The organism is Novosphingobium sp. SG754, from assembly GCF_013149315.1.
Classification (GTDB): Bacteria; Pseudomonadota; Alphaproteobacteria; order Sphingomonadales; family Sphingomonadaceae; genus Novosphingobium; species Novosphingobium capsulatum.
The window spans coordinates 877,821-901,932 of record NZ_JABGCC010000001.1 but is presented as its reverse complement, the minus strand read 5'-3'; the positions used below and the strand labels follow the sequence as shown (position 1 = coordinate 901,932).

General features: G+C 62.8%; 17 protein-coding genes. 7 read left to right on the top strand and 10 right to left on the bottom strand.

Annotated elements, in window-relative coordinates:
• Nucleotides 1-62 precede the first annotated feature (62 nt).
• Genes FHW97_RS04230 through FHW97_RS04215 form a run of 4 tightly spaced genes read right to left on the bottom strand, consistent with a single transcriptional unit; the run spans nt 63 to nt 5,914 of the window.
• Nucleotides 63-608 carry a lytic transglycosylase domain-containing protein gene (locus FHW97_RS04230; RefSeq protein ID WP_253941541.1) on the bottom strand — a complete coding sequence of 182 codons (546 nt, stop codon included), beginning with the start codon at nt 606-608 and terminating at the stop codon, nt 63-65.
• On the bottom strand, nt 598-3,570 hold the full coding sequence (gene mobF / locus FHW97_RS04225) for a MobF family relaxase (RefSeq protein ID WP_171798101.1): 2,973 nt from the start codon (nt 3,568-3,570) through the stop codon (nt 598-600). Before mobF ends, FHW97_RS04230 begins: the two co-directional genes overlap by 11 nt.
• Nucleotides 3,567-5,615: a type IV secretion system DNA-binding domain-containing protein gene (locus FHW97_RS04220; RefSeq protein WP_171798100.1), complete on the bottom strand. Its 2,049-nt coding sequence runs from the start codon at nt 5,613-5,615 to the stop codon at nt 3,567-3,569. The genes mobF and FHW97_RS04220 overlap by 4 nt, the downstream gene beginning before the upstream one ends.
• Nucleotides 5,612-5,914 carry a hypothetical protein gene (locus FHW97_RS04215; RefSeq protein WP_171798099.1) on the bottom strand — a complete coding sequence of 101 codons (303 nt, stop codon included), beginning with the start codon at nt 5,912-5,914 and terminating at the stop codon, nt 5,612-5,614. The genes FHW97_RS04220 and FHW97_RS04215 overlap by 4 nt, the downstream gene beginning before the upstream one ends.
• 467 nt (nt 5,915-6,381) lie before the next feature.
• Here FHW97_RS04215 and FHW97_RS04210 point away from each other — a divergent pair, with 467 nt between their 5' ends.
• Nucleotides 6,382-6,708, top strand: a complete 327-nt coding sequence (locus tag FHW97_RS04210) for a hypothetical protein (RefSeq protein ID WP_171798098.1) — start codon at nt 6,382-6,384, stop codon at nt 6,706-6,708.
• A 148-nt stretch (nt 6,709-6,856) separates the two neighbouring features.
• Here FHW97_RS04210 and FHW97_RS04205 read toward each other — a convergent pair whose 3' ends face one another.
• Nucleotides 6,857-7,870: a DUF2493 domain-containing protein gene (locus FHW97_RS04205; RefSeq protein WP_171798097.1), complete on the bottom strand. Its 1,014-nt coding sequence runs from the start codon at nt 7,868-7,870 to the stop codon at nt 6,857-6,859.
• Nucleotides 7,871-7,949: 79 nt separating this feature from the next.
• The gene (locus tag FHW97_RS04200; protein WP_171798096.1) at nt 7,950-8,441 is read right to left on the bottom strand and encodes a DUF736 domain-containing protein; all 492 of its coding nucleotides are present in this window, start codon (nt 8,439-8,441) and stop codon (nt 7,950-7,952) included.
• Nucleotides 8,442-9,335: 894 nt separating this feature from the next.
• On the opposite strand from FHW97_RS04200, the gene FHW97_RS04195 reads away from it, so the two are divergent.
• The 5 genes from FHW97_RS04195 to FHW97_RS04175 all read left to right on the top strand — a co-directional run bounded on the left by FHW97_RS04195 (nt 9,336) and on the right by FHW97_RS04175 (nt 18,380).
• Nucleotides 9,336-10,331, top strand: a complete 996-nt coding sequence (locus FHW97_RS04195) for a hypothetical protein (RefSeq protein ID WP_171798095.1) — start codon at nt 9,336-9,338, stop codon at nt 10,329-10,331.
• A gap of 362 nt (nt 10,332-10,693) precedes the next feature.
• Nucleotides 10,694-11,908, top strand: coding sequence for a hypothetical protein (locus tag FHW97_RS04190; protein WP_171798094.1), 1,215 nt, complete (start codon nt 10,694-10,696; stop codon nt 11,906-11,908).
• Between the two features lie 224 nt (nt 11,909-12,132).
• Nucleotides 12,133-13,785, top strand: coding sequence for a phospholipase D-like domain-containing protein (locus FHW97_RS04185; RefSeq protein WP_216647626.1), 1,653 nt, complete (start codon nt 12,133-12,135; stop codon nt 13,783-13,785).
• A gap of 15 nt (nt 13,786-13,800) precedes the next feature.
• Nucleotides 13,801-14,232 (top strand): hypothetical protein, encoded by a 432-nt coding sequence (locus FHW97_RS04180; protein ID WP_171798092.1) that lies wholly within the window; start codon nt 13,801-13,803, stop codon nt 14,230-14,232.
• Between the two features lie 176 nt (nt 14,233-14,408).
• Nucleotides 14,409-18,380 carry a hypothetical protein gene (locus FHW97_RS04175; RefSeq protein ID WP_171798091.1) on the top strand — a complete coding sequence of 1,324 codons (3,972 nt, stop codon included), beginning with the start codon at nt 14,409-14,411 and terminating at the stop codon, nt 18,378-18,380.
• Nucleotides 18,381-18,526: 146 nt separating this feature from the next.
• On the opposite strand, the gene FHW97_RS04170 is transcribed toward FHW97_RS04175, so the two are convergent.
• Complete coding sequence (locus FHW97_RS04170) at nt 18,527-21,529, bottom strand: RelA/SpoT domain-containing protein (RefSeq protein WP_171798090.1); 3,003 nt, start codon at nt 21,527-21,529, stop codon at nt 18,527-18,529.
• A 191-nt stretch (nt 21,530-21,720) separates the two neighbouring features.
• Between FHW97_RS04170 and FHW97_RS04165 the strand changes: the two genes are divergently transcribed.
• On the top strand, nt 21,721-22,110 hold the full coding sequence (locus FHW97_RS04165) for a hypothetical protein (RefSeq protein WP_171798089.1): 390 nt from the start codon (nt 21,721-21,723) through the stop codon (nt 22,108-22,110).
• Nucleotides 22,111-22,253: 143 nt separating this feature from the next.
• Here FHW97_RS04165 and FHW97_RS04160 read toward each other — a convergent pair whose 3' ends face one another.
• The 3 genes from FHW97_RS04160 to FHW97_RS04150 all read right to left on the bottom strand — a co-directional run bounded on the left by FHW97_RS04160 (nt 22,254) and on the right by FHW97_RS04150 (nt 24,046).
• Entirely contained in the window at nt 22,254-22,754 is a 501-nt protein-coding gene (locus FHW97_RS04160) for a hypothetical protein (RefSeq protein WP_171798088.1), read from the bottom strand.
• Between the two features lie 67 nt (nt 22,755-22,821).
• Complete coding sequence (locus FHW97_RS04155; protein WP_216647625.1) at nt 22,822-23,787, bottom strand: hypothetical protein; 966 nt, start codon at nt 23,785-23,787, stop codon at nt 22,822-22,824.
• Between the two features lie 52 nt (nt 23,788-23,839).
• A complete protein-coding gene (locus FHW97_RS04150) occupies nt 23,840-24,046 on the bottom strand; it encodes a hypothetical protein (protein ID WP_171798087.1) in 207 nt (68 codons plus the stop codon).
• Between the last annotated feature and the right edge of the window lie 66 nt (nt 24,047-24,112).

Below are 24,112 nucleotides of genomic sequence, written 5' to 3'. Positions count from 1 at the left end.
TTGATGGGTCGAGCCACCGCGACCCCAGCGGGTGCGACTGTTCTCCGCTTGCGCCTCATCGCTTAGCGCCGCCCGTCTGTATGCGAGTCGCTGACATTGCGAGATGTCCACGAGGGGCCGTATCGCCGCTTTAGGTGTCCGATTACGCTGGCCGTGTAGCGCCGTTGCCGGGAAGCTGTCGGGCTGTGGTAGACGCCGACCGCCTTCCAGTAATCGCCGGTCGCATGAAGCCCGGAAAGGAAAATCCAGCGAGCCGCCTGTACGTTGAAACAAGGGTCGCTGATGAGCCAGCCGCGCACCTGGCCTGGAGTGCGTCCCGTCAATTTCGAAAGCTTCGGCACCCAGAAGCTGTTCACCTGGAGCGGTCCGAGATCGTGGCTACCGTTGCCGTTCGGCACTTCCGCACCGATCCAGCCACCCTCCTGATCGCGCAGCCCCCACAGGGTCTTTTCGAGCCAGGCACGCCCTCCGGCGGCCTCTCGGATACATGCGCCGAGACGAGCGTCGTGCTCAGAGAGCGATCTCCTCGCCGCCCTGGCCGGCTGGAATGGCAGAATGAGGATCGCCAGCAGGACCAGCGACGCGAATCGCCTGCGACTAGCGGTCATGACCGCCTCCATGCTCGTGTCCGCGCGAACGGTCTTGTTCCGCCTGCGGTGTTGATGGAGCCGGAGCTTGGCTGTCTCCCGCTCGATCGACGCTACCCCGGGCGCGTTCAAGAAGGCTGGAAAGCCACTGGTCTAGCGACCTCGCGGCAGCCTGTGCCCGGTCGGCAAAATATGCCGCAAGGCTGTCCCTGGGAGGTGCTGACCTCTCCGCCTGTTCAGCCCGAATGCGATTCTTTCGCGCCTCTCTATCAGCGCGTTGCTCATCTCGAAGCCGGTCCCAGCGCTCCCCATGTTGGTCGGTCCGTCCCTTCACGCTGTCCCGGTCGATCCGGCCCAATCCCTGCAGCGAGGATGTTTTCTCGCCGGAGCGGGTCCGCAGTCGATCGACCAGTCGCTCCCGGTCCTCGGTCCATAGCCGAGCGCCGAAGCGGGCGCGGGTGATCGCAGTGTAGTAATTCTGTCCCGTCACCAGCGGGGAGTTGACCGGCGCCAGGACATAGACCCGATCGTAGGTCTTCGACTGCGCCGAGTAGACTGTCTCGCCGTAGCCATGATCCCAGTTCCGCTGGCGGGAAAGATCGATCTCTTGGACCCGGCCGCCTCGATCCCACCTGATCGTGGCAATCGATCCAGCCAGGCCCTCGACGGTGCCGCGCTCGGCGTTCTTGAGTTCCAGTTCCTTGTTGACCAAGCGCCACTGGATGCGGTCGCCGGCAGCGAGCTGGCGATCTTCCTCCCGGAAAACATTGATCTGGGAGGCACGTCCCAGCCGGGGATCCCACTGGATGGTTCTGCCGTGCTCATCGACGAGATTAACCGTCTGACGTCCGCGCGCATCGCGCCCGACCCCGATCACCTTGTATTCGGCATCGCGAGCAACCCCGAGGCCGACATTGTCGCGAGAGAACACGACGACCTGACCGCGGGAGTAGAAGCGCGCGAAATGTTTCTCCTGGTCCGTCATGCCCGATGGCGAGAGGATCGACAGCCGAGCTTCCTCGGCCGCCAGCGCTCCCTCCGTCTTCAAGGCTTCGCGAATCCTGGTGTTGACGATGAGACGGGTTGCGTTTTCGAGGACGAGGATATTCGTCTTTGCCCGTTGCTCCGGGCTCAGCCTTGTCCAGTCGGCAACCAGAGCTTTGGCAAGGTCCTCGCTGCTCGAGCCGCTTGTGACCGACTCGAGTGCCTTGAGCGATCCGTCATAATTCTGGAGCCGGGCCAACCGGACCGCCTGCATTATCCCGTCATTCTCCTGACGGACGGGATCCTTGAGCTCGGCCTTCGGCATGCCGAGCCGCATCATCAACCAGAAGGGCTTGCCCTGCTCGATCGCACCCGACTGCCGGGTGTCACCGAGCAGGATCAGACGCGCTCCCGTGGCGCGGCTGATTTCGAGCAGGCGGATCGCTTGACGGTTGCCAAGCTGGCCCGCCTCATCGACCACCAGCACATGGCTGTCGTCGAGCTTTGCTCCGCCGGTGGCAAGCAGGCTCGCTACGGTGCGCGATTCGATATTGGCCTTTTGCCCGAGTTCGCTGGCGGCGGAGGAGGTGGGAGCAAGGGCGATGAGCGTCGCCCCATCGCCCACCGCCTCCCGTAACGCACCGATGATCGTGGACTTGCCCGATCCGGCTACGCCATGCACCGCGACGACGCGGTGGTCGGATGTGCCGAGATGAAGGAGCGCCGTCCTCTGCTCGGGTTTGAGATCGCGGCTGATCCCGGCGTCGCGCAACGCCTCGATTGACGCCAACGGCCGAGCGTCGTTCAGCGCAAGCGCCAGCTGATCGGAAAGCGCTATTTCTAGGCGGGCGGTCTTGCGGGTTGTCCGGCCTCGGGTGTGGATCTCGTCGCCCGTCCGTTCGCGCGTGGCGAGCAGCTTTTCGCGAGCTTGATGCTCCTCAACGACGGGACGCACGTCAGCGAGGCGGACCTCGCCGACGTAGGAAGCCAGCGCGGTCTGCAGCAGCCGACCGAGATTGTTGACTGCCTCCTTGCCTTCCGATTGCCGGATACCGAACAGCATCGCTCGCGCGGCTGTCGGGGCATCGGCCATGATCTGGCGCTCTCCGGACTTCTCGGCGTCGGCCCGGGTTGCGCGCACCGCCTCCGCATGTTGACCCAGGCGTCCGTTCCACCGCTCGTGAAGCCCTTCGAGCGACACTTTCTGCTTGGGGCCACGAGTGGCATAGAAGGATTTCTGACGTCCCGCCTGCCCGTCCAGACCATGCTCTTTCGCGTGGGCGTCGATCTGCTCGGCCCGTTGGGACATATCGACGATCAAATCCTTGGGCACGCCCCGGATCTCGAACAGGCCGCGTCGCGGATCGAAATCGACGGCGTAGCCCCGCTCCCGTAGGAGGTGGGCCAGTTCATTCCGATAGACCTGCCCCGCGGTCATCTGCTCGGCGAACATGGCCCGGGTTTCGAGGCTGACCTTCCTCGCGCCATCCCGCTCATCGGTGATGTTCATGACGACGACATGCGTATGAAGGTGCGGATCGAGTTCGCGGGATGCGTGCTCGGTGAAGCGCGCCCAGATCAGACGCCCAGTCGTCCTCTCGGTAACTTCGCCATCCACGCGAAGGCGCATGAGCGCATGTTCTTCCAGATAGGAAAGCGCCGCCGTGACGGCCTTCTCATGCGCGTCGATGATGCGCTCATCGTCGGCCACGAGGGCCATGATCGATACTGATTTGGGCGCGTTGACGGCGAAGTCCCAACCCGGATGATGCTGGATCTCACCATCTTTCCGGCGACGGCCAAGCTGTTGGTCGCCGACCCTGCCGGCAAGCAATTCCTTGAAAATGGCAGGATCGACCTCGCCCTCAAGACCGAGTTCGCCGGCAATCTTCCCTCCCCATTGGGACTGCTCCTCGGCGCCTTTGGTGTAGTAATCGCCGACCGTATAATATCGCGCGATGTTGGCGGGTTTACCCTTGAGCCGGATCGGGTTGATCATGCCGGCCTCGCTGCATTGCGGGCGCCGTCATGACGGCCGTGCTGGCTGAGACGAAAGCCGGCCGGCTTGCCGAACAGTTCGAGCGGAGGGGGCGGGTTTCTCGCTTCCCCTTCCTCCACGGCCTTGGGTGAAGGGGGCGCTGGCTGTTCGTTCGCCGGCGGTATTTCCGGATCCACCGCTTCTTCAGGCGCAACAAGCGGCAATTCGGCGCTGGGACCAGGTTGGGCCGCGCGATGTCGCTTCGCGGAAGACGCCTTCGGCGCGGCCGGTGGTGGCGACGTTGCCGCCACGGGGGACACCGCAGGCTCCGGCACGGCCATCCGCACCGGTGCGGTCTCGCGTTCCTCGAACGCCTCGGCGACGGAAGCTACTTTGTTGTAGCTGTCCTCGAACCGGACCACGGGCAGGCTGCGGCCGAACCGCAGGTAACCCATGAGGTTCGGCAGGTTGGTGACCTCGGTGTGCATCACAAGCGGCCGGGTGACCTGCATGCGCGAGAGGTTCACACCGTCGCGCATGTCGTTCACGCCGTAGGACATGCCCTCATTGGCTTCGACCTGTTCGACCTGACCGAGATTCTCGCTGACATGCTTCGCGGTGGGGGTGTCGTTGGCGCGTAGCGCCACCCAAGTTGAGCAGTAGCCGGTGATCGCCGCGGCATCCTGGATGCCGTAGGTGGCTTCGAGCTGCGGGTAGCTCTGGAAGCCGAGGATCCCGCAGCCGCCATATTTCCGAGCGCGGGCGAGGAAGTCGCCGAGCGAGGGAAGCTTCTGGAGCGTCGGCAGTTCATCGATGACGCAATAGAGGCGCCGGTTGCGATCGGGTGTCATACTCATGATCGCGCTGATCGCGATGTCGAGCCACACCGTGATCAAGGGCCGCAGTGAGGGAAGCTGATCCGCCTTCACGGTGACGAAGAGCCAGCTGTCGTCCTTTTCGTTGGCGACCCAGTCGCGGATCGAGAAGCCGTCGGCGGTGTCGTCGAGATAGGAGAAGCTGCGCATCACCGAGGCGAGCTCGGCCTGGATGCCGGCACTGGTACGCTCGCCCTCGGTAGAGATGAACGCCGCCGCATCGGTGCCGGCGGCAAAGGCGGCGAGGTCCTTCAGCTTGGAGCGTAGCAGTGTGTCGAGCAGGATCGACACCAGGGTACGTTCCTGTCGCGCGAGCTTCCGCATGACGGCCACGAGCGTACCACGTGCGGCCTTCGCCCAGAAGGGATCGCCGGCCTTGTCGGGGATCGTCGACTCGGCGATCTGATCGTAGTGATAGTCCCTGGGCACATCGACCCAGGGCGACCAGCAGTCCGCCCGGGCGTCGAGCGGGTTGAGGAGCACGTCGATCCCCGGCCGGTAGAACTTTTCTACGAAGGTCCCCGCCGTGTCATAGACGATAGCGCGGCGCTTCCGCTTGCGGATGCCGTCGAGCATCTTGACGATGATGTTGGTCTTGCCGGTGCCGGGGGCGCCGCAGATCAGGATATGTTCTGGCTCGAAGGCGTCGGGAACATTGACCCCGCCGATATCGAAGCTGCCCTTCGCATAGCGCCAGAGAGCCCGCCGGACCTGCCGCACGGTGCCGAACCGCGCGCCGCGCAGGAACTGATTGGAGCCGAGCCCCCTCCCCGTGCGGGTGAAATAGAACCAGGCCCACCCCAGCATGGCGAGGGCGAACAGACCGGCGAGCAGCGCCCCGTGGAGCAGGTAGGTTTCAAATGCGGCAAGCGTTCTGTGCGCGACGCCGGAACTGACGAGCCCTTTGGGGGTGGTCCAGTATTGCTTGCCGGCCGGGCTCTTGAAGAGGATCGGGGTCGCATTGCCTGGCAGCGTATCGCCCATGAAATAGGCCTGCGTGACCTTGAGCATCACGAAGCGCTCGTACTCCGACGACTTTTCGAGCGCGTACCAGACGGTACCGCCGATCCAGATCACGAGTGCCGCAAGGAAGGTCTGGTAGAAGACCTGAGTGGTCATGCGGACGTTATGGACGATGGCCTGGCCGCCCCTCGTCCAGGAGCCAAGCGTGTCGTGGCGAAAGATGCTCATGGCCGGTCCTGCTCGGGATCGAGCAGCCCCCTTTCCCGGAGGAGTCGACGGGCCTCGCCGAGCCCCTTCTGGAGGATGTCGGGAGAGCGCTCACCCACCGACGTCGCGAGGATCGCGAAGGCCTGAATGGCCGTAGCATGAAGCTCGTCGAAGCGCGCGTGATAGCCCGAAGGATCGCTGCCTTCGAAGCGTTCGAGGATGTCGCGACAATAGGTCGCGGCGCCGACACCAGCATTGCGCGCCTGTACGGACAGGCGCGCATAGAGGTCATCGTCTATGCGGATCGTGATGCGTGCCAAGCGGCGGACTCCTTGTCCGACACGCCAGCAACGTGGTGAAGCATTACCTTTATAGTCGAATTACGCCGCGATCTCAACAATTTATCATAACTGCCGGTGGCAGCCACATAGTGCCAAGGCAGATCAAATGCTTAGATCGGGACGCGGCAGGTTCTGGCTGCCGGTGGCAGACGATCAGTGCCAAACCGACAGCCGCTCCGTGCCGGCGGAAAGCCGCAGAAATCCGGGCGATTCGCGCCCGAAGCACCCGTGCGTGGGGTGCATTACAACCGCCTCCGGCGTGCGTCCCTCCTCCGCAGCGCGCTTGCCCGCTGCGCCTGCCCGACTCCGGTCGCGGCGGGTCTCCCCAGCCGGGAACCTCGCGCGGATTTCTTCGCGCCGATGACGGGCAAGCATTGCAAGCGGAAGCGCCCTGACGGATAATCGTTTGCGGCGGGCAGACCTCCTTTTTCGAAGGAGTTCAGAGAATGCCCAAGATGACGGAACGTGAGCGGCTCGCGAAGATCGAGGCCGATCAACATAGTCTCGCTCGGGAAGCCGAGACGGTGCGGCGGGGATTGCGCGCGCATTATGGAAAGCTGGTGACGGAATTGCCGGTCGAACGCCTGAGCGAGCGCGAGTTTCGCGATGTGTTGGGTCAGGCAATCCGGGTCGGCGGTGGGGCTGCAATTGCCGCGCTCAAGGGGTTGGCTGCGCCCGCTGTTCAGGGAGAAACGCCCGCCGGATCGCCCCGCAAGCGCGCGTCCGCCACCAACTCTGGCGCTGAGGACGCCTCAAAGACCGTGCATCCTTAGCGGAAAGGGGAGCGACGTTGACGGGCGGCACGCCCGGCAAAGGAGCGACGTGGGGGAAACCGTTCGGGTTTCCCCCGCTCGTGCCAAAGCCACGATAAGGGGCCGGGAGCGGTTGCCCGCCCCGGCCTCTCTTTTGGTGCCTTGCCCGTCAGGCCGCTATGACGCGGCGCTTCTTCTTGATCGGCACGGCGGGTTCCTGATCGGCCCGCATGAAAACATGGGTGGGGACGCGGTGCCCCTGCTGCGGGTTGAACAGGTCATAGAGGCTCGACTGGATGCCCGAGCCTTCGCATAAGAGCGCTTCCACCGGCATAAGCTCGGCAATGTTGCGATTGCGCCGGAAGGCTTTGCCGTTGCCCCGCCCATAGAGGCCGAACGCGATGCACACGACACCCCGTTGCGCGGCCCATGCGGCGGCGGCTGCATCCACGCCAAGGCGCTGCCCGGTGGTTACAAGCACCATGTTCGGAATGCGCGTCCTGATCTGGTCGAGTCGGCCCCATATGATGCGCCAATCGTGCCAGTCCTGCGGACCGGACACGACGACGACGGGGCCTTGCGGGTCGTAGCGATCGCGCCGCCGTTCGGATCGTGCCCGCAAAAAGTCGAGCGCCGAAATCTGGCTGGCGGTGGTGACATGGGATGCGCGCGACCCTTTGGCAGGCGACCATGGGCGACCGGCATAAGCGCGATACATCGCCGCCGCATAGTCGCGCATCGCTTCCATTGCGGCGCGCTGTTCGGCAACTGACTGGCATTCAAGCTGGGTGTCCTCAAGCTCCTTGTTGAACACCTCGCCCGGCTCCAGCCTTCGCGCCATGGCGCGCAAGGTATCGGCAAGCCGATCCTCGCGGCCTTCCAGCCGGTTCGCGACAAAGTGGAAGCTGTTGACGAAACCCCACGCCAATTCTGGCGCGAGCGGGTCCAGCCGCGTATCGCAGAGCAGGTCGAAAATGGCGGCGACAATGCCGCCGCATTCCGCCTGCGCCGCGACTGGATCGGGCATGGCATGTTCGGCGGGCTCGTCGCCCGGCTCCATGATGGACAGCGGGATAGGATCGCCGAAGGATGCCACGAAATCGGGCGTGGCGGTGAGTTCGGCATAGAGTTCCGGCAGGTCGGCTAAGCTGCTAACGCTGCGCAAGGCCGTTGGCTTGCTCATGGGATGCACTCCTTGGGACGGGATGACGGTTCAGGACCGGGGAAGCGTTCCAGCGCTCCCCCGGCCCGCCATGGCTGGCTTAGAAGGGCACCTCATCGTCAAGGCTGCGCCCGCCGCCGGTATAACCGCCGTCCGGTCCTGCCGTGCTGCCGCCGGAGAAGCCGCCGCCCGTCCGTCCCCCGAACCCGCCGCCCGCGCGCCCGCCGCTCGAACGCCCGCCGAAGCCGCCGCCCTGCGTCTCGCGCTCCCGTTCGCGCCGCCACTGGACGTCAAAGCCGTTGGTCTCGTCACCGAAAAGGGCGATGGGCAGCGGTTCGCGGAAGCTCGGATCGTCGATCATGCCGGACAGGAAAACCTCGTCATTGGAGCGCATCTTGCGTTCCCAGACGACGCCGATCTGGATTTCGTCGCCCGCCCGGTTCGTCTCGTAAATCTCGTAGACGGGGGCGCTGTCGGACTGGCGATCCTCGACGCGGCGCATGATGAGGTAAGGAAAGCGCATCTCGCGGGTAGCAATCTTACCGATGATGTCGCTGGCGCGTTCGTCGAATTTGAAATTACCGATCTTCATGACTTCATCCTTTCTCTGTCCTGTGGTCCGCTTCTCTTTCCCGGCCACAACTGAAACCTACTCCCTCCCCTCCATTCCTTCCATCGCATTGATTTCTTGACAGATTTTCATCGTACCTGGTGAGCCTGAGCAAAAAACAGCCGCGAAGCGGCCAGCAGACACGAAGACGCACCGGCCGCGTCAGCGGACGGTTCTGCTTGTATGGAAAAGGGAGCGTGGGCCGGCCGACATGTCATCGCACCCGGAGCCGCCTTCGCAGGTCCGAAGGCGCAGGACCGGGCTCTTGGACACAACAGGCACGGGAGGGGCTTAGCGGAGCTTGGCAAAAAGGGGCCGGCGCTTCCGTTGAAAACGGACAAACATCGCCGGCCCCTTTTTGCCTAGCGTAGCTTTGCCCCGACGCAACTCGTTGTGTCCGAAACCGGTTCTGCAACGCGCGGATCCTGCGAAGGCGGCGAAGGGGGCGATGGCATGTCCGCTGGCTCCACGATCCGCATCGCGCGTCAGCGCGATTCCTTAGGCGAAGCCTGCATTGCGATGGTCGTGCCGCATGGTCTTACGCCCCAGGAAGGAACGCCTTCCCTGCCCCGCGCCCCTGCGGAAGGGATCGTAACCGCGTCAGCGGCCAAGACCCGCAGGGGCTTGGTCGGAGCGCAGCGGAGATAGAGCCCGGTGCCCGCTCGCGGGCATCCGCCCCCTGCCTTGCTGTCTGGGCGGCCCCATCGGCCCTCGAACTGCTCGACCAAATCGGAGAGAAGATGCAGACTGTCCGCATCCGCAAAGGGGGCCGGCCGGCCTCATCCGCCGGGTATATCCCTTACGCCGCGATGATGGTCTCGCCGGACTGCGCTGTCCTGTGATTGGCAAACGGGTGCAAATCTTTAGACTGGCGTCATGCAGTTCAAGGCGCGAAATCTGAGACCGATTGCCGAGATGGTGGTGGGGAACAAGGACCACCAATGGTTCCAGTACAGGAGCAGCTACTACATCACGCGCTTCTTCGAAGAATGCGAGATGGACTTCGCCCATGACGGATCGTCACGGGTGCCATGGGCAGAGGGAGTGCTGGCCGAGCTTCTGAACGATCCACAGCCAGCGGCTAACCAGCTCCCCGAGCGCTTCGCGATCGTGCTGCGCACCCTTATGGACAAGCGCGAAGCGCAGGATGGCGACGCCGATCGTGCGCTCGCGCTGGCGGCCCTTAATGTACCGCTCGGGCGCGAAGGCTATGAGGGCTATTACGGCGAGGACGGGCAGTTCTACATTCGGCATGTGGAGACGCGTACGGTGTCTTCGCCGGTCAATCTCTATCGGCCGCTCACACCTGTCGAGGCGGAACGGCGCAGCCTGCTAATCGCCTATCTGGACCGCTGCTCGGAAGACGAGCTGATCGAGGAAGTGCTGCTGCCGATGTTCCGGCACCTTGGGTATCAGCGGATCACCAGCGTCGGCCACAAGGACAAGGCGCTTGAATATGGGAAGGACGTGTGGATGCGGTACAAGCTGCCGACCGAGCACGTCATCTATTTCGGCATCCAGGCGAAGAAGGGCAAACTCGATTCAGCGGGCGCCACGAAAGGCACGAATGCGAACGTGTCGGAGATCTATCAGCAGGTCCTGATGATGCTCGGACATGAGGTGTTCGACAGCGACACGAACAAGAAGGCGCTGGTCGACCATGCCTTTATCGTCGCCGGCGGGGAGATCACCAAAGCGGCGCGAAACTGGCTGGGGGGCGTGCTCAATGCGTCGCAGCGAAGCCAGATCATGTTCATGGACCGCGAGCATATCCTGAACCTCTACACCGCGCACCGCCTGGAGCTGCCTAGAGCGGCGCAACCGGCGAAGCCTAGCGTGTGGGGCGAGATCGACGACGACGTGCCTTTCTAGGCGCGCATATGCGCGGGCGTGGGCAGCTCCACAACGGAACCTTGAGCGAGCAGCGCTTCCTCGCGCAAGAGACGGATGTCGGGCTGCATTCCCTGGTCCAGCAAATCCTTCAGTCGGGCCGCTTATGCGCGCGCGACGTTCCGGATCATCACCTCGTCCATACCGTGCATCCACTGGTATTGTGATCCGGTCAGTTAACGGGATTCGGGCAGAATGCCCGACGTGGAAGAGCGTGGCCGAGCCTGCTCGTGGGCATTGTAGATTAACCTCCGGAATCGGTGACGCGGCCATCGTTGCTACCATCCGATCCGAGAAGGTGGTGTTATTGTCGCGCAGTGTTGGGGGATTTGATGGAAGTTAAGATGGTGCAGCATCCAGTCGGTCAGGGGGGGCTTTTCAGCGGTGCGCTGAACGCGGGCTCCCGTCCCGTGCGTTGGGTCTACGACTGCGGATCCAATCAGTGCGACGCGCTCGCACGCGAGATTGTCGGCGTCGCCGAAAGTGGTGACGTCGACCTGTTGTTCCTGTCGCATCTCGACAGCGACCATGTCCGCGGCGTCGACCAGTTGCTGTCGTCGACGAAGGTTCGCGAGGTCATCCTTCCTTACCTCAACGAGACGATGCTGCTCATAACGATCGCACGAGACAGCGAGCGCGGGGCACTGAGCGGCGCGTTCGTCGAAGCCGCCGGTGACCTGGCCGGCTGGTTCGGCGATCGGGGCGTTGAGACGGTGACGTTCGTCAATGGTGGCGATGGTGACGAAGGCGGCGGTGACGGGCCGATCTTGCCTGGCGAGCCTGGTGGCGACCGAGATGGGGACGTCCGCGCCAAGTGGTCGATCCAGCCGGTCGACATCGGTTCGCGCCTAGTGGCCAGCGAGAATGTAAGCGGTGAGACAAGTGAGCGGCGTGCAAGGCAGCAACAGGTCCGGCCCGGCGCGGCGATCCAGATGGTAAGTCCCGGCGCGTTGCTGAATTGGGTTTTGATCCCTTACGTCCACACACCGCCCGCAAGGCTGATCACGGCGTTCGAGGCGGCGCTCGAAGCCGAGTTCGGTTCACCGCTCGACACGAAGGCTATCGTTCTGGCTGCGAAGGATCACGCCGTCCGGGACCGGCTCCGGGGTTGCTACGATGCGCTGTGGCTCGACCATAACCTCATCTCGATGACGCTCTATTGCGGGCCGTGGAAGCCGGAGCAGTTCGACGTGTCGATCGGCCTCGTCTCGTCCCATTACCGAGGATGGCATGGTGCGGAACCCGGCGGCTGGATACTGACCGGGGATGCCCATCTCGACCGGCGGCGCCGGCGCCAACGCTTCCTGCGTTTTTATCGCGGCCATCTGCCGCTCACGAACATCTTCATGGCGCCGCACCACGGCTCGACCCATAATCATAGCGACGAGGTGCTCGGTGCTATGCCGAATCTGCGAGTCGGTTTCGCCGCAGCCGGACCGAACAATTATGGCCATCCACACGACGCGGTACGGGATGCCGTGAACGCGCAGCCAATGGCCGCCTTTGTTCAGGTCAGCGAAGCGCTCGCCACGCGGCTGGTCATGGATTTGGCCGACTGAGGGGACGCGAGCGGCTTCCTTTGGTGTGCTTCGCAGTGGTAACTCCAGCTTATTCTAGGCCGATCGAATCGACGTCTTAGCGTCGGAACTGAAGCTGCGAATATATTTATTTCGGCGCGAGTGCCGACTCCAAGTTATCCTCAGCGCATGGTAATTGCGAGCTGAAGCAATGCTTGCTCTGGGGTGGGACCATGCGGGCTCGGAAAAAGAACGGTGACTTGGCCGTGAACGCGGTGGCCGGTACCTATGTGGTGCTGCTGGGCTGGACCATATCCGACAGCAAGCGCGCCGGTCTGAGGGGCTTCGCGGTGAAGCGGACCGACCCGACCGAGCAGGAAAGCTACTGGATGAAGGGCACCAAGACCTTCAAGGCGGTCGAGCCCTACCCTGCCCCGGGCGAGCAGTTTTCGAGTCTGCTGCACCCGTTCCAGTCATTTCAATGGGCGGATTACTCGGCGAAGCCCGATCGCCCCTACAGCTACGAGATTGTGCCGATGTACGGGGAGCCGGGCGCGCTCACCAAGGGCCCGTCGGTGACCGTCGAGGTCCACACCGAAGGCACGGCGGGGGCGGATCACAGCGTGTATTTCAATCGCGGCTCGCCTGCCACCCAGGAATATGCGCGGCGGTTTCAGAACAAGCCGCCTTCGGTGGCGGGACCAGGCGCGTATCAATGGCTGTCCCGCGGACTCCTTGAGAGCATAATCGGGTTCATTCAGCGTGCCGATGGTCCGGACTGGAGTTTGAAGGGAGCGTTTTACGAGTTCCAGTGGAAGGCCGTGCTCGACGCGCTCGGGGCGGCGCACGGACGCGGTGCCGATGTCAGCGTGGTGTTCGACTCGATCGAGAACGCGACCGGCCCGAAGAAGAAAAACTGGCTGGCGGTCGACGCTTCCCACATCGGTGCGCTGACTGTGCCGCGCACCCATGGGACGCTTATGCACAACAAGTTCCTAGTGCTCAGCGACGCGAACGGGCCGGTGGCCCTTCTGTTCGGTTCAACCAACCTGACCGAGAACGGCATCTTTGGTCACGCCAATTGCGTCCATATCATTGAGGGGCCGGATCCGGCGCGGGGCTATCTCGCTTATTATGAGGCCCTGGTGGGCGATCCGCTGACGACGCGGGCATCGACCTACAAGGCCGACAATGTGACGCGCTCGCCAGCGCCTGCAGCGCTTCCGGCGCATTCGCTTGCTCCGGTTTTCTCGCCGAGGCCGGATCTGAGTGCGCTTGAATGGTACGCCGATCTCGCCGGCAAGGCTGATAAGGGCCTCTTCATGACCTTCGCCTTTGGCATGCACCAGTCGTTCGCCGACATCTACGCGCGCCCAGACGGCAAGCTCAGAATGGCGCTGATGGAAAAGGAATGGAACGGCGCCAACAAGGAGGCGCAGATCGCCAAGGTGCGGGCGCTTCAGGCGCTCCCCAATGTCGTGATCGCGATCGGCAACCGCATACCGCTGACGGGGTTCGATCAGTGGCTGGGCGAACTCGATCGGGTAACGAAGGACGTCAATGTCCATTGGGTCCATACGAAATTCGCTCTGATTGATCCGCTGTCGGACGATCCGATCGTCATCACGGGCTCGGCCAATTTCAGTAAAGCGAGCACGGACACGAACGACGAAAATATGACGGTGATCCGCGGCAACATGCGGGTCGCGGACATCTACATGGGCGAGTTTTTCCGGCTCCACTCGCACTATGCCTTTCGTCAGGCGGTGGGAATCTGGATGGAGCAGCATCCCGGGGCATCGCCGGAAGGCTTTGAGGTCCGTTTCCTCGTAGACGATCGTGACTGGACGATGGACTATTACACGCCCGGTGACCGCAATGCGCGTACCGCACGTCGGCTATATTTTTCGAAATCCTGAGCAAGGAAGCGGGAGGTGCGCAAGAGCGACGATCTCAAGGCCGAATATCTTCTGATTCAGGGGCAGTATGAGGCATTCGATCAGCGCGCCCTTTCCATGAAGGCGCTAGCCACGCCACTGCTTGGCGCGGGTCTCGCGGTCGCTATCAAGGATGACAGCCACGCGCTCCTGTTTGCGACCATGCTGGTGGCTTTGACGCTCTGGGTTCTGGAAAGCGTCTGGAAGGGCTTTCAATATTGCCTGACGGATCGGATCATCGCCCTCGAGGCGTGGTTTCGTGGCGAAGAGTCGGAAGAGATGGCGCCATTCCAGATCTACACGGCGTGGGGAGAGGTTTATCGCCGCGAACGGCTTTGGTACATCGTTACCCGGATGTGGGCGCCGTTCATCGCGTTGCCCTATGCGGTAGTGATCGCCGTCTGCATCGGAGTAATCGTCACGCGATAACGGGGCGGCGACGGCCAGCTGACTAGAGGCCTCAGCGATGCACGCTCCAACCCTACGCTGAACAGGTTGCGGGTCGGACGGGACTGCGGCAGAAAGAACGATCAGGGAACAAGCTGTGTGGGAAATGATTCCACGGCGGTGGTCGTTTCGGATCGGAACAGGATAAAAAGAGACGCGTGGCATCCTCGACGATCATCAACATACCCACCGATGACAAGGTGTTTGAGAGCAACTGCATCCCGCTGTTCGCGGGGCTGCTCAACGATCCGAACGTCAAGCTCTTGGGCACGCGTGGCAAGAAGCAGTTCGGCCTCGATCTAATCGGCAAACGGGACCGCGACCCAGGTCAGCCGGTCGGTATCCAGTGCAAGCTAATCACCCGCGGCGCGAAGCTGACTGAAGCGATCATACGCCATGAGGTCGGCCAAGCTATGAGCATCAAGCCGGCGCTGACCGAATTCTATATCGTCACGACCGCAACCGATGAGCCAGCCCACGACTTCCTCGCAATCGAGTTGGCGCAGGACCAGACCAAACTAGGCCGCACCGTTGATATCCAGATTTGGGGATGGGACACGCTTCAAGAGAAGATCCGCGACGATCCCAAAGCGCTCGCCGCATTCGATCCCGATTATAGCGCCTCAACCAAGCGACTGCTCGAGTTGGGCGGCGAGACGCTTTCCGGGCAGGCCGAGATCCGGGCGCAGAACGAACAGACACATCAGCATCTTGAGGTAATCCTCGCCACGATCACGACCGCCCCGATCGACACCGCTCGGAGCGCCTTCGATCAACATCTCGATGCCCAAGTTGATCAGTATCGTGACATGCTGAACGCCGGCAAGCCTCGCACTGCATTGGGTCTGCTCGAGGCGCTGGACAAAAGCCTCGACGAGAACAGTGCTGCTTCGATCCGGGCCCGCGTGAAGGTGAACATCGCCATTACGCGCATGAAGCTCGGCGATGAGACTGACGCTGCGCCTCTTCTTGAAGAGGCCTTTGCGCTCAGTCCGAGAGATCCCCGCACACGGGCAAACAGAATCCTCGCGCTTGCCATCAAAGGTGATCTGGCCGCGGCGTGGGCGTTCGCGCAGGAGGTACTGACCGAAGATCCCGGCAACGCTGGCGCCGCCGCGCTCGCGTTCCAGGTTGCGGCAATGGATACTGTCGATCGAGACCCGATGGCGATCGTGCCAGCCGACCTCCTCGACGACCATGGCGTCCGCATCCATCGCATTAGCTATCTTCGCCAGAAGGGCGCTCCTGACAGTTGGTGGGCTCTGGCCGCCGAAACGCTCGAGCGCTTTCCTGACGATGGGAATTCCGTCAGGATGGCGGGTGATGCGCTGATCGACGAGGCTCTTTCTGGCGATGTCGTCGAACGTCTCGGCCCCGTTCCGGAAGGTCGGCGATTAGAACTCCGGGAAGGCGCTGGGCTGCTACAGCGCCACTGGGACGAAGTCCGGCACTATGAGCAAGCTGCTGAGCCGAATTGGTGCATGGTTGGCTACAATCTCGTAACGGCCTACCGTGCGCTGGGCGAACTGGAAGAGGCTAAGCGTGTCGCGGATGAGGTTCTGGCGACAGGAACCAAGGACCCGGATGCGGCGCTGAGTGCGGCCTGGGTGGCGATCGATCGCGACGATTTTGCCGAGGCTGAGAGAGTCCTGCGCAGCGTTACGGTCTCCGGCAATTCTGTTCTTCCCTTGCTCGTAGCGCTGTCCAACCTTCAAAAGTGGGCCGAAGTGATTGAAGAGGCGACGAGCGAGCGTCGCGAGGCGCTCCCGGCAGCGGCGCGCCAGCTCTTCGATGTGCTGCTCTTCCGCGCGCGGCATGCCGGACAGACGGGCGCCAACCTCGATGAGGACGTCGAGCAGCTGCTGGAGCGCTGGCCGTTGGGCGTTGCTGCCCATATCGCCGTGGCAGACATTTATAGGTCGACGAAGCCCGAGGCGGTCGCGGCAATGGCAGGGAAAACGCGCTCCCTGATCACGCCGCAGACGAGCTATTCGGACCGAGTGATGTTTGCGCAGCTGTCCCTGTTTCGGGAGGCTTGGGACGATATCATCGAGGCGCTAGACGGGTGTGTCGCGCTGGATCAGCCATCTGAGCCACTTGCTTGGCTTGCCCACGCCTTCGCGAACGCGGCGCCGCACGCAAGGACGTCGCCCTTCTACAAATCGCTTGGTCCGTCGGTGATCGCGCACCCGCGTTTTGCTCGGCTGGCGGGCGCCGCTGAACATAACAGGGGCGATCTTAAGGCCGCGGAGCGTTACCTGCGCTCGGCAATCTCAGCGAACCCAACCGACCTGCGTGCGATACTCCTGCTGTCGAGTACGCTGATGCGTGGCAATCGGGAGGCCCCGGCGCGAGACCTGATCGCAGGCGTGGATGACGATGCCGTGGACGGCTCTCCCGACGACCTCATGAGGCTAGCGCACCGCCATCGAAACGCCGGTGAAACCGCAAGAGCGCTGAAGCTCGGATACCGCGTGGCGGCAACCCATCGCCGCGATGAGAGCGTCGTTTCTGCCTATCCCGCCCTCATCTTCATGGACGAAGCGCTCCCCGCGCCGATCGGTCATGCGGGCCCCGCGCAGACCGGCTTCTGGTTTGATCTCGAAGGTCAGGACGGTGTGCGGGATGTGACCGGCATCATCGACGATGAGGAGATAACGGGCATCGATCGTTACGCGGCCGATCATCCACTGGCGGTGGCGCTCGCTGGAAAATCGGTGGACGACATCATTGAAATGCGTGCGGAGATCGGGAAGCCGCGGCGCTACCGAGTGCGGGCGCTCAAGCACAAATATATCTGGCTTCTCCACGACATCATGGCGTCGCACGCCGCGCGCTTCCCGGCAGCTCGATCGATGTTCGAGATGACGATGAAGGACGGCGACGTGCAGCCGATCCTCGACGTCGTACGGGACCTCCAGAACAACGACGATTTCGTTTCCTCGACGTACACATCTCATCGGGTGCCGCTAGCCGCTATCGCGGCGATGTCGAACCGGTCTGTCCTGCAGTTGGCCGAGCATCTGACGATGACCGGCACAAATCTGCGCACCTGTGTCGGTGCCGAGGATGAGCGCAAGGAGGCGGGGACGTTCGTGCGCCAGGCGCGCGGAAAAGGGGTGGCGCTGGATACGCTGACTGTCTGGCAACTGCGCGAAATGGGGCATTTGCACATCGCGAAGGAGTATTTCGGTCGACTATGCATCGCACGTTCGACGATGGACGAGCTGATCGAGCTGCGGGCGAAGGTCGAAAGCAATCGTGGTCGCGAATTTATGACAATGGGGTTCGAGGGCGATCAGGCGTGGCGGCAGGTCCACAGCCCCGAGGACACCGAGAGACGGCTGGATTGGGTGAACGCGATCATCACGGATCTGGAGTCCGAGTGCGAAATACTTCCCGTCGATGGTTCGCTCGATAGTCGCCTCGACAAGCTCTTCGACAATTTTGGATCGAAAGAGATCTTCGATCCCATCAATCTCGCACGGAGCGAGGATGTCATCATCCTCTCGGAAGATCTAACCCTGCGCCAATATGCGGCCGCTCAGGGCGTCAAAGGCGGCGCGTGGCTTCAGGTGGTTCTGAGCCAATTTGCGCGCGAAAAGCGGATCACCCAGGCTGAGTATCTCATCGCCGTAGGCATGCTTGGAGCGATGCGCCACGACCATCTTTGGCTCGACGTGCCCACGTTGCTCCATATGCTCGTCCTGAACGACCCCCGGGCGTTCGCGTTATTCGAGGCTTCGATCCAGTTCATGGGCGGTCGAAACGCCGACATGCCCTCGCACATCGGCGTTTCGGTCGGTATGATGCGAGGGGTCTGGACGATGAAGCTGCCCGCCTGGCAGCAGGCTCGCGCCATCGGTCGCTTGCTGGAACAACTGGTGCGGTCGCGGCCCAACGACTGGAAGGCAGTCCTGCATGTCGTCGATGCCGAATTGGCGAAGCACGTCCAGTTCGGCGATCACCTCGCGCGCCGCGCCAGGGACTATCTTGAGGACTGGACCAGAGGCCATTTCTTCGACCTAGCCGAAATCCGGTCGAGGGAGCGTGTGCTCGAATCCGTTTCTCCCCGGCGCAGGTTGAAAATGGCGAAGAAGTCACCCGCGAAAAAAGCTGGCCGGGGCTGAAGTACGATAGCCGATCCCTGCAACCATCTTCCGGCTGGAAGGTCGCGCATCTCGGATCGCATCGTAGGAACGTAGGACTTCCGTCGTCGCGAGCGGACGGGGCCAGCTAGATTTGCTGACCTGATCCGCGGTGGGCTGCTCTGTTTTTATTCCTGCTTTGCCTTGGCTGCTGGCTCGCCCCAATCTTCCTTCATGTGCTCAATCTCGCCCGTTGCCCGGCGCTGCTCCTGGGCCATGGACTGAGCCAGCCGCCGGCGCTCGTCTTTCGCAAAGGCCTTTACCTTCTCGCGCGGATCATCCAGCCACGCCTCGAGTTGAGCCCGCTCGGAGCGATCGGCATCGACCGATCCATAGTCGCCAACCAGAACGCCGCGCTCGCCAAGGACTTGCGAAACGCGTCCGAGCAGATCGTCCCCTGCATCGAGCCGGTCGACGATATCCATGCAGATTGGATAAATCGGCTCGGCGCCGTCATAGGCGGCCAACGTATCCAGGACAAAGGAAAGATCGTTCCGGTCGCCCCTGCCGGCGATTTCGCGTAGCGGGCCGGACGCCTCCGCGGGAAGACTCGGAAAGACGTTACGGAAGAGCCGGCCGCCGCGATATTCGTGAACCCGCGGGTCCTTCCGATACCATTCGCGCGTCGCCGCAACGAGCTGGCGTGGGTTCTCGGCGAGGACGGTGCCGAGTTCGTGAATGTCGGAGGGGACCACCTCGTACCGCATCGGATCGCTCCTGGCGTCGCGGACAATCCGAGCACCAAAATAGTCGAGGACGAGCCCGGGGAAGCGGCGAGCGATAACCGCGAGGACGAGGTCCCCGGAATAGTCGATCCGAGGCACAGGCATGAACAACTCAAGGAGCGTGCGTGACTGCGCTTCGTCCAGCCCTTCCACGATCGCGGCATCGACCGTATCCATCAGACGATCGTTCCAGAAGGGATCCTTGGAGCCCCGGAAATACTCAGCGGAAGGCAGGAACACGCGGTCGATCAGCGGCTGATCCGCCCCGCGCCTGAAGAGATGACCGGCCGCGTTTACTGTCTCGAGCACCGCTTCGGAATCTCCCAGCTCGCGCGCCCGATCGCCAACGGTGGCGAGTAAGGCGATGTTGATCTGATCGCGGCGTCCCAACCAGAGCGCGAGATTGGCGAGGAAGCGCCCTTCGCCGATGAAGCGTGCTACGTGCTGGGCGATCACATCCCCTTCCCCCGCGGCGTCGAGTCCCCGCAGGAGGCGCACCAGGACTGGCTGAAGGTCGGCGTCCATTTGATAGAGCATGTGCGTGCCGATTCCGGGATGCACCTGCACCAGCGCTTCAACGAACTCCGTCAGCGGATAGCGGTCAGCGGCATTCGCTGGCATCGTCAGGAAGGCGCGGAGGCGAGCTACCCATTCCGCTGCCTTTGCCGGATCTGCCTCAGCGATGATCTCGGGGAACCGCTCCTTCCGCCATGATGCGGCCCCGCGAAAGTCCGGGACGTCCTCTTCCCAAGCTTTCGGTGCGACGGAATCGGTGCCGATCAATGCCTTGTAGAGGCCGAACTGCGGATCGGCGTTGAGGGTGTCGCGAAGTGTGAGCAGCGCGGGGACGAGCTTTTCCTGGGTGGCGACGAGTTCGGTGTTTTCCGTCATGCTCGCTGGGACGGCGCGAAAGTTGCGGTGCACCCGTAGCGCCTTGATCTCGGTTTTGCGGCGAAGTTCCAAGCCCCAGGTGGCACTGTGGTCTTGCAGGAATGCCAAGAGTCGGGTCGCGTCGGCCATGATCTGGATGCGCAGCCCCTCGCTAACGCCATGAGGCGGGGTTGCCGCGATCCAAAGCGGAGCGAGAATATCGCTTCGCCCTATATCGTCGGCCGCAGTGCCGAGCATCTGCTCGAGGATGTCGAAGGCTCCGGCCCGAAGTTGTCGTAGCCCCTCGCCCGCCGGTATGATGGCCGTGTTGATCAGGACCGTGGGGAAAGCGCCACGCCGGATTCCGCTGATCTCATAAGAAAGCACTTTTGCGAGCATCGCGAGGATCAGGTTGGCCAGCGCCCTCCGGTCATCGATGCTAAGGGCACCGATCCGTTCCACGATGAACGCCTGCACGCCTGTGCCGACCTTCTCCCAAGCATCCACGGTGTAGGAGGCAAATTGGGCGCCGAGGTCCGCCCAAATCTTGCGCTCAGCGTCGGTCCCTGCGCCGCGATAAAGGCGGGTTATCGTGTCGAAGCTGAGCTTCGGATCGACATAAAGGCCTCGGCCGATCAGGTCGGCCGCACGCTTGGCGACGATCTCGCCGGTCTTTCCCGGGAAGTTGCCCATGATCGAGTTGATCGGTTTCCCCTTGGTCCCGCGAACGCGTTCGACCGCCGCGGCGATCTGCGGCACGAGCTCGACGAAGACCCCGCTGTTGTCGGTGATCATCGGCAGGATCAGCGTGTCGGCCGACTCGAATGCGCCGAGCAGCTCGTCATTGTTCGTGGAACTCGCGATTGTCGCGAGCGTCTCGCCGGCGGCGGCGTCAGCCTTGATGATGCGGTTGAAGTCACGGGCGATTTTGTCGAAGGCGTATCCGGCCGGCAGCAGATGTTCGCGCATCACCTCCGTCATGCGTGCGTTGATCGCCTGCATGTGGCGCGGATCGACGTGCCTAAGTTCGGGCTCCTTATAGATGGTGTCATGCCCCATTTCGGCCCAGGCGTGGTTGAGCAGGGTCTGCACCTGGATCTCGATCCTGAGCCCAGCGAACTTTTCATATTCGGGCAGAACGGCACGGCCAGGCTTCAGCGCCACCAAGTAATTGGTGCTGTCAAAGAGGCGGTCCTCGGTTTCTGTGCCCGGCACCGGATGATGTTCGTTGACGTTGAGGATGTCGAAATTCTCATTGATCGCGCCGGTCGCGTGGAACGCCGTGACCTGCGAGTTCGTCAGGAAAACAATCCGGCAGCCGGCGAGATCCTTGAGCACCTCGTCGATTGCCGAGGCGGGATCGATGCCATTCTTCGCGAGCTTCTTTTTAAGCGATACTGGATCCTTGGCGCGACCGGTGATCGCATGCGGCGTAAAGCCGTGCCTTTCGACAAGCGAAACCAGGATAGTGCGTACGGCATCCACGAACGCCGCATAGGTCGCGCGGCCCGTTAGCTGATATTCGTCGAAGTGCATTCCCGCCCTTTGCTATCCCGTCTCCCGACCGCGAGACTGGGCAACAGGATTCGATTTGGCAAGCGAACGGAAGTCTTTGTTCCGAGCTGTCGGTAGCTGGCACCAGCGGGAGGAAAACCGTTCGGCCCGCCGCTGATTCCGGTTGCGCTCATGTTCGTTCTATGTTCTCCTGGCGCCCGGAGGCAATGCACATGATCCGCGACTATCTCGCCAGCTATGATTTCAACCTGCCGCTCGACGATGCGACGGTTGATCCAGACCTGCCGCTGGTGCGCCGCAGGCTGGCAAGCCTTGCCGTAGCCGAGGGCCTCGACGGCGGATATTATGAGGCTCAAGAGCTCGCCGAGGCGTTCCTGGATGCCGCCCGTGAAGCCAATGCCGAGATCGCAGATGATGACAGCCCCGCCCGGCTCCGGCTGCGGGACGTCCTCTCACGCGAACTTGATTATCAGCGCGAGCTTTTCGACGAAGTCTGCGAGCTGCCGCTTGCCGACGCCGCAGCGCATCTGTGCTGGCTTGCCGCGTTGATGAAACAGCGCGCGGACATGGCTCGGCCAGTGGCGAAAATCCTCGGTCGATAGGACAGCGACATGTAGTTGCGGTGCTATCGTGCTGCGCCCGTCATCTGACGCCGTCACCATGGTCACCATGTCCTTTTCGCGTGTCCTGACCGGTAAGTCCCACTATGGCAGGCATATCTTTCCGGCTCATACCGGATAGATGGTCAGCTGTGTCCCGGCATACCGCTCGGCGGACACACGAGCCGGATATCCTGATGGCCGAGTGTCGCGAGTAGTTCCAGTGCAGCCGCAAGCACACCATCGGCATCGGCGAAGACATCGATGGTGTAGATACCACGAGCGAAGACATCGCCCGGTTGCTCCGCCATCTCCGCGTACTGGCGCGGCCAGCAGCCGAGCTGAAGCCATGGCCAATCAGGCGTGGGCGGGCTGTAGCGTGCGAAGATGATGTCCTCGCACCGCAAGGCCGATGGACGCCGGTCGAGCAGCGCCGGCGCGACCAGCGCTGCGCGGTCCTCGCACAGGAAGGCCTCAAACTCATGCGCCTCGGCGATCGTTTCGAGCATCACTGGGTAATAGCGTCCGAGTGCAAGTCCCTCTCCCGCGAAGGCCGGCGGGATGTCGATCAGGAGAATATCCGGTAAGGTCGGCAGCGGCCGCCGATAGTAGATCCGCCTGGCGGCCAGATGCTCGATAAGACGCATGAAGCAAAATAGGTGGTTTGCACGAGCGTCGGTCAAGCGGAGTCGCGGACAGATTGGCGGAATGCGATCAGGCCGCCTGCTTGAGGGCACTTTCGTGAAAGCGATCGAGCCAGGACCGCATGCAGGGCCGACGCTCGATCGGAATGCCCGCAGCCCGTTCCTGGAAGCGAACGAGATCGGCTGGCGCGGTGGCGATGATCGCGTCGATCTCATCGGCCTCGAGCAGGCGTTCCGTGCGGATGAAGGCGGTCATCGAGCCCGGCCGCGTTCGGGTCGACCGGCGCCACAGGCCTTCGACGCGTTGCAGACGCGGCGCCGCGCGCGCCTCGAGAAGGACGATGAGCCGAAGTTGCTCGGGCGGGAGCGCGCGAACCTCATCGGGCTGCATGCCGGTGCAGAAGAAACAGCTGCTCTTGCCGAATGGCGGCAGGCCGGCGTCCGCGATGCACCGCTCGCAGTCGTCCCGCGTCCATCCCCACTCGCGAAGCGGATAGCGATAGTCGTAGAGATCCGAAACATGGCCTTCTCGATGGGCATAACGCTGATTGTCGCGTGTAGAGCAATCATAGCCGATGAGGCGGGTGACCTTTTGACCAGCGGCCCAGGCGCGGCGCGCGGGCGGCCAATGCTTGACCCATTTGTCCTGGGGCGAGATCTTGTGCCGCGCACTGCAGGAATGGAGGCCGAAGGCGATCGACGGCAAGGTGCCATTGGTCAGGCAGGCTTCGAGCAGGTCGTTGTAAGGCGGCCAGTTCTTGAAGCGCTTAACCTGATAATCGACGATCTCGTTGGCAACGCCGTGGGCGTCCATCCAGGCTCGAAAGACCGGAACGAGGGCCGTCGTGTGCGGCTGCTCCGGCATCGCTGCCAGCAACACCATGTCCGGTGCCTCGCCCCGGCGGACCAACTCGATAATCATCGCGGTCGAATTCACGCCGGCGCCCCACGCCGCAACGACCGGAGCAGCGAACGTATCGTCGGCGCGCGCGTCAGCGATCGCCGCCGCGAAGGCCGGTCGTGCGGTAACAGACATGATGTTTCTCCCAGACTCCCGCCGTGCGGGCAAGGCCATGGCGGGATGGCGATCAGGCGATCAGCGTCAGCAATGACTGACGGCGAGCAGGACCGATGCTTGTGACACGGAAGGGCTGCAGCGGATTCTCCGTCCGCAGGACGAACTGCGGCCGGCCGGTCGCGCGTCGCATCTGGACGGCAACGGCATAAGCGTTTTCGTAGGTGGCCAGCGTCGCGCGTCTCGGCTGGGCGGCCTCGGGGGGTGGAACCTGGATCATGAGAGGTACTCCTCGGGATAATCGGGATCGGGGAAAACGGGCAGATGGGAAGAGGGCGGCTCATCC

What these genes read in the sequence shown, in the direction of transcription:
- FHW97_RS04195 (WP_171798095.1), top strand. Translation starts at nt 9,336, where the DNA reads ATGCAGTTCAAGGCGCGAAATCTGAGACCGATTGCCGAGATGGTGGTG.
- FHW97_RS04165 (WP_171798089.1), top strand. Translation starts at nt 21,721, where the DNA reads ATGATCCGCGACTATCTCGCCAGCTATGATTTCAACCTGCCGCTCGAC.
- FHW97_RS04170 (WP_171798090.1), bottom strand. Translation starts at nt 21,529, where the DNA reads ATGCACTTCGACGAATATCAGCTAACGGGCCGCGCGACCTATGCGGCG.
- FHW97_RS04230 (WP_253941541.1), bottom strand. Translation starts at nt 608, where the DNA reads ATGACCGCTAGTCGCAGGCGATTCGCGTCGCTGGTCCTGCTGGCGATC.
- FHW97_RS04155 (WP_216647625.1), bottom strand. Translation starts at nt 23,787, where the DNA reads ATGTCTGTTACCGCACGACCGGCCTTCGCGGCGGCGATCGCTGACGCG.
- mobF (WP_171798101.1), bottom strand. Translation starts at nt 3,570, where the DNA reads ATGATCAACCCGATCCGGCTCAAGGGTAAACCCGCCAACATCGCGCGA.
- FHW97_RS04150 (WP_171798087.1), bottom strand. Translation starts at nt 24,046, where the DNA reads ATGATCCAGGTTCCACCCCCCGAGGCCGCCCAGCCGAGACGCGCGACG.
- FHW97_RS04220 (WP_171798100.1), bottom strand. Translation starts at nt 5,615, where the DNA reads ATGAGCATCTTTCGCCACGACACGCTTGGCTCCTGGACGAGGGGCGGC.
- FHW97_RS04190 (WP_171798094.1), top strand. Translation starts at nt 10,694, where the DNA reads ATGGTGCAGCATCCAGTCGGTCAGGGGGGGCTTTTCAGCGGTGCGCTG.
- FHW97_RS04205 (WP_171798097.1), bottom strand. Translation starts at nt 7,870, where the DNA reads ATGAGCAAGCCAACGGCCTTGCGCAGCGTTAGCAGCTTAGCCGACCTG.
- FHW97_RS04200 (WP_171798096.1), bottom strand. Translation starts at nt 8,441, where the DNA reads ATGAAGATCGGTAATTTCAAATTCGACGAACGCGCCAGCGACATCATC.
- FHW97_RS04210 (WP_171798098.1), top strand. Translation starts at nt 6,382, where the DNA reads ATGCCCAAGATGACGGAACGTGAGCGGCTCGCGAAGATCGAGGCCGAT.
- FHW97_RS04160 (WP_171798088.1), bottom strand. Translation starts at nt 22,754, where the DNA reads ATGCGTCTTATCGAGCATCTGGCCGCCAGGCGGATCTACTATCGGCGG.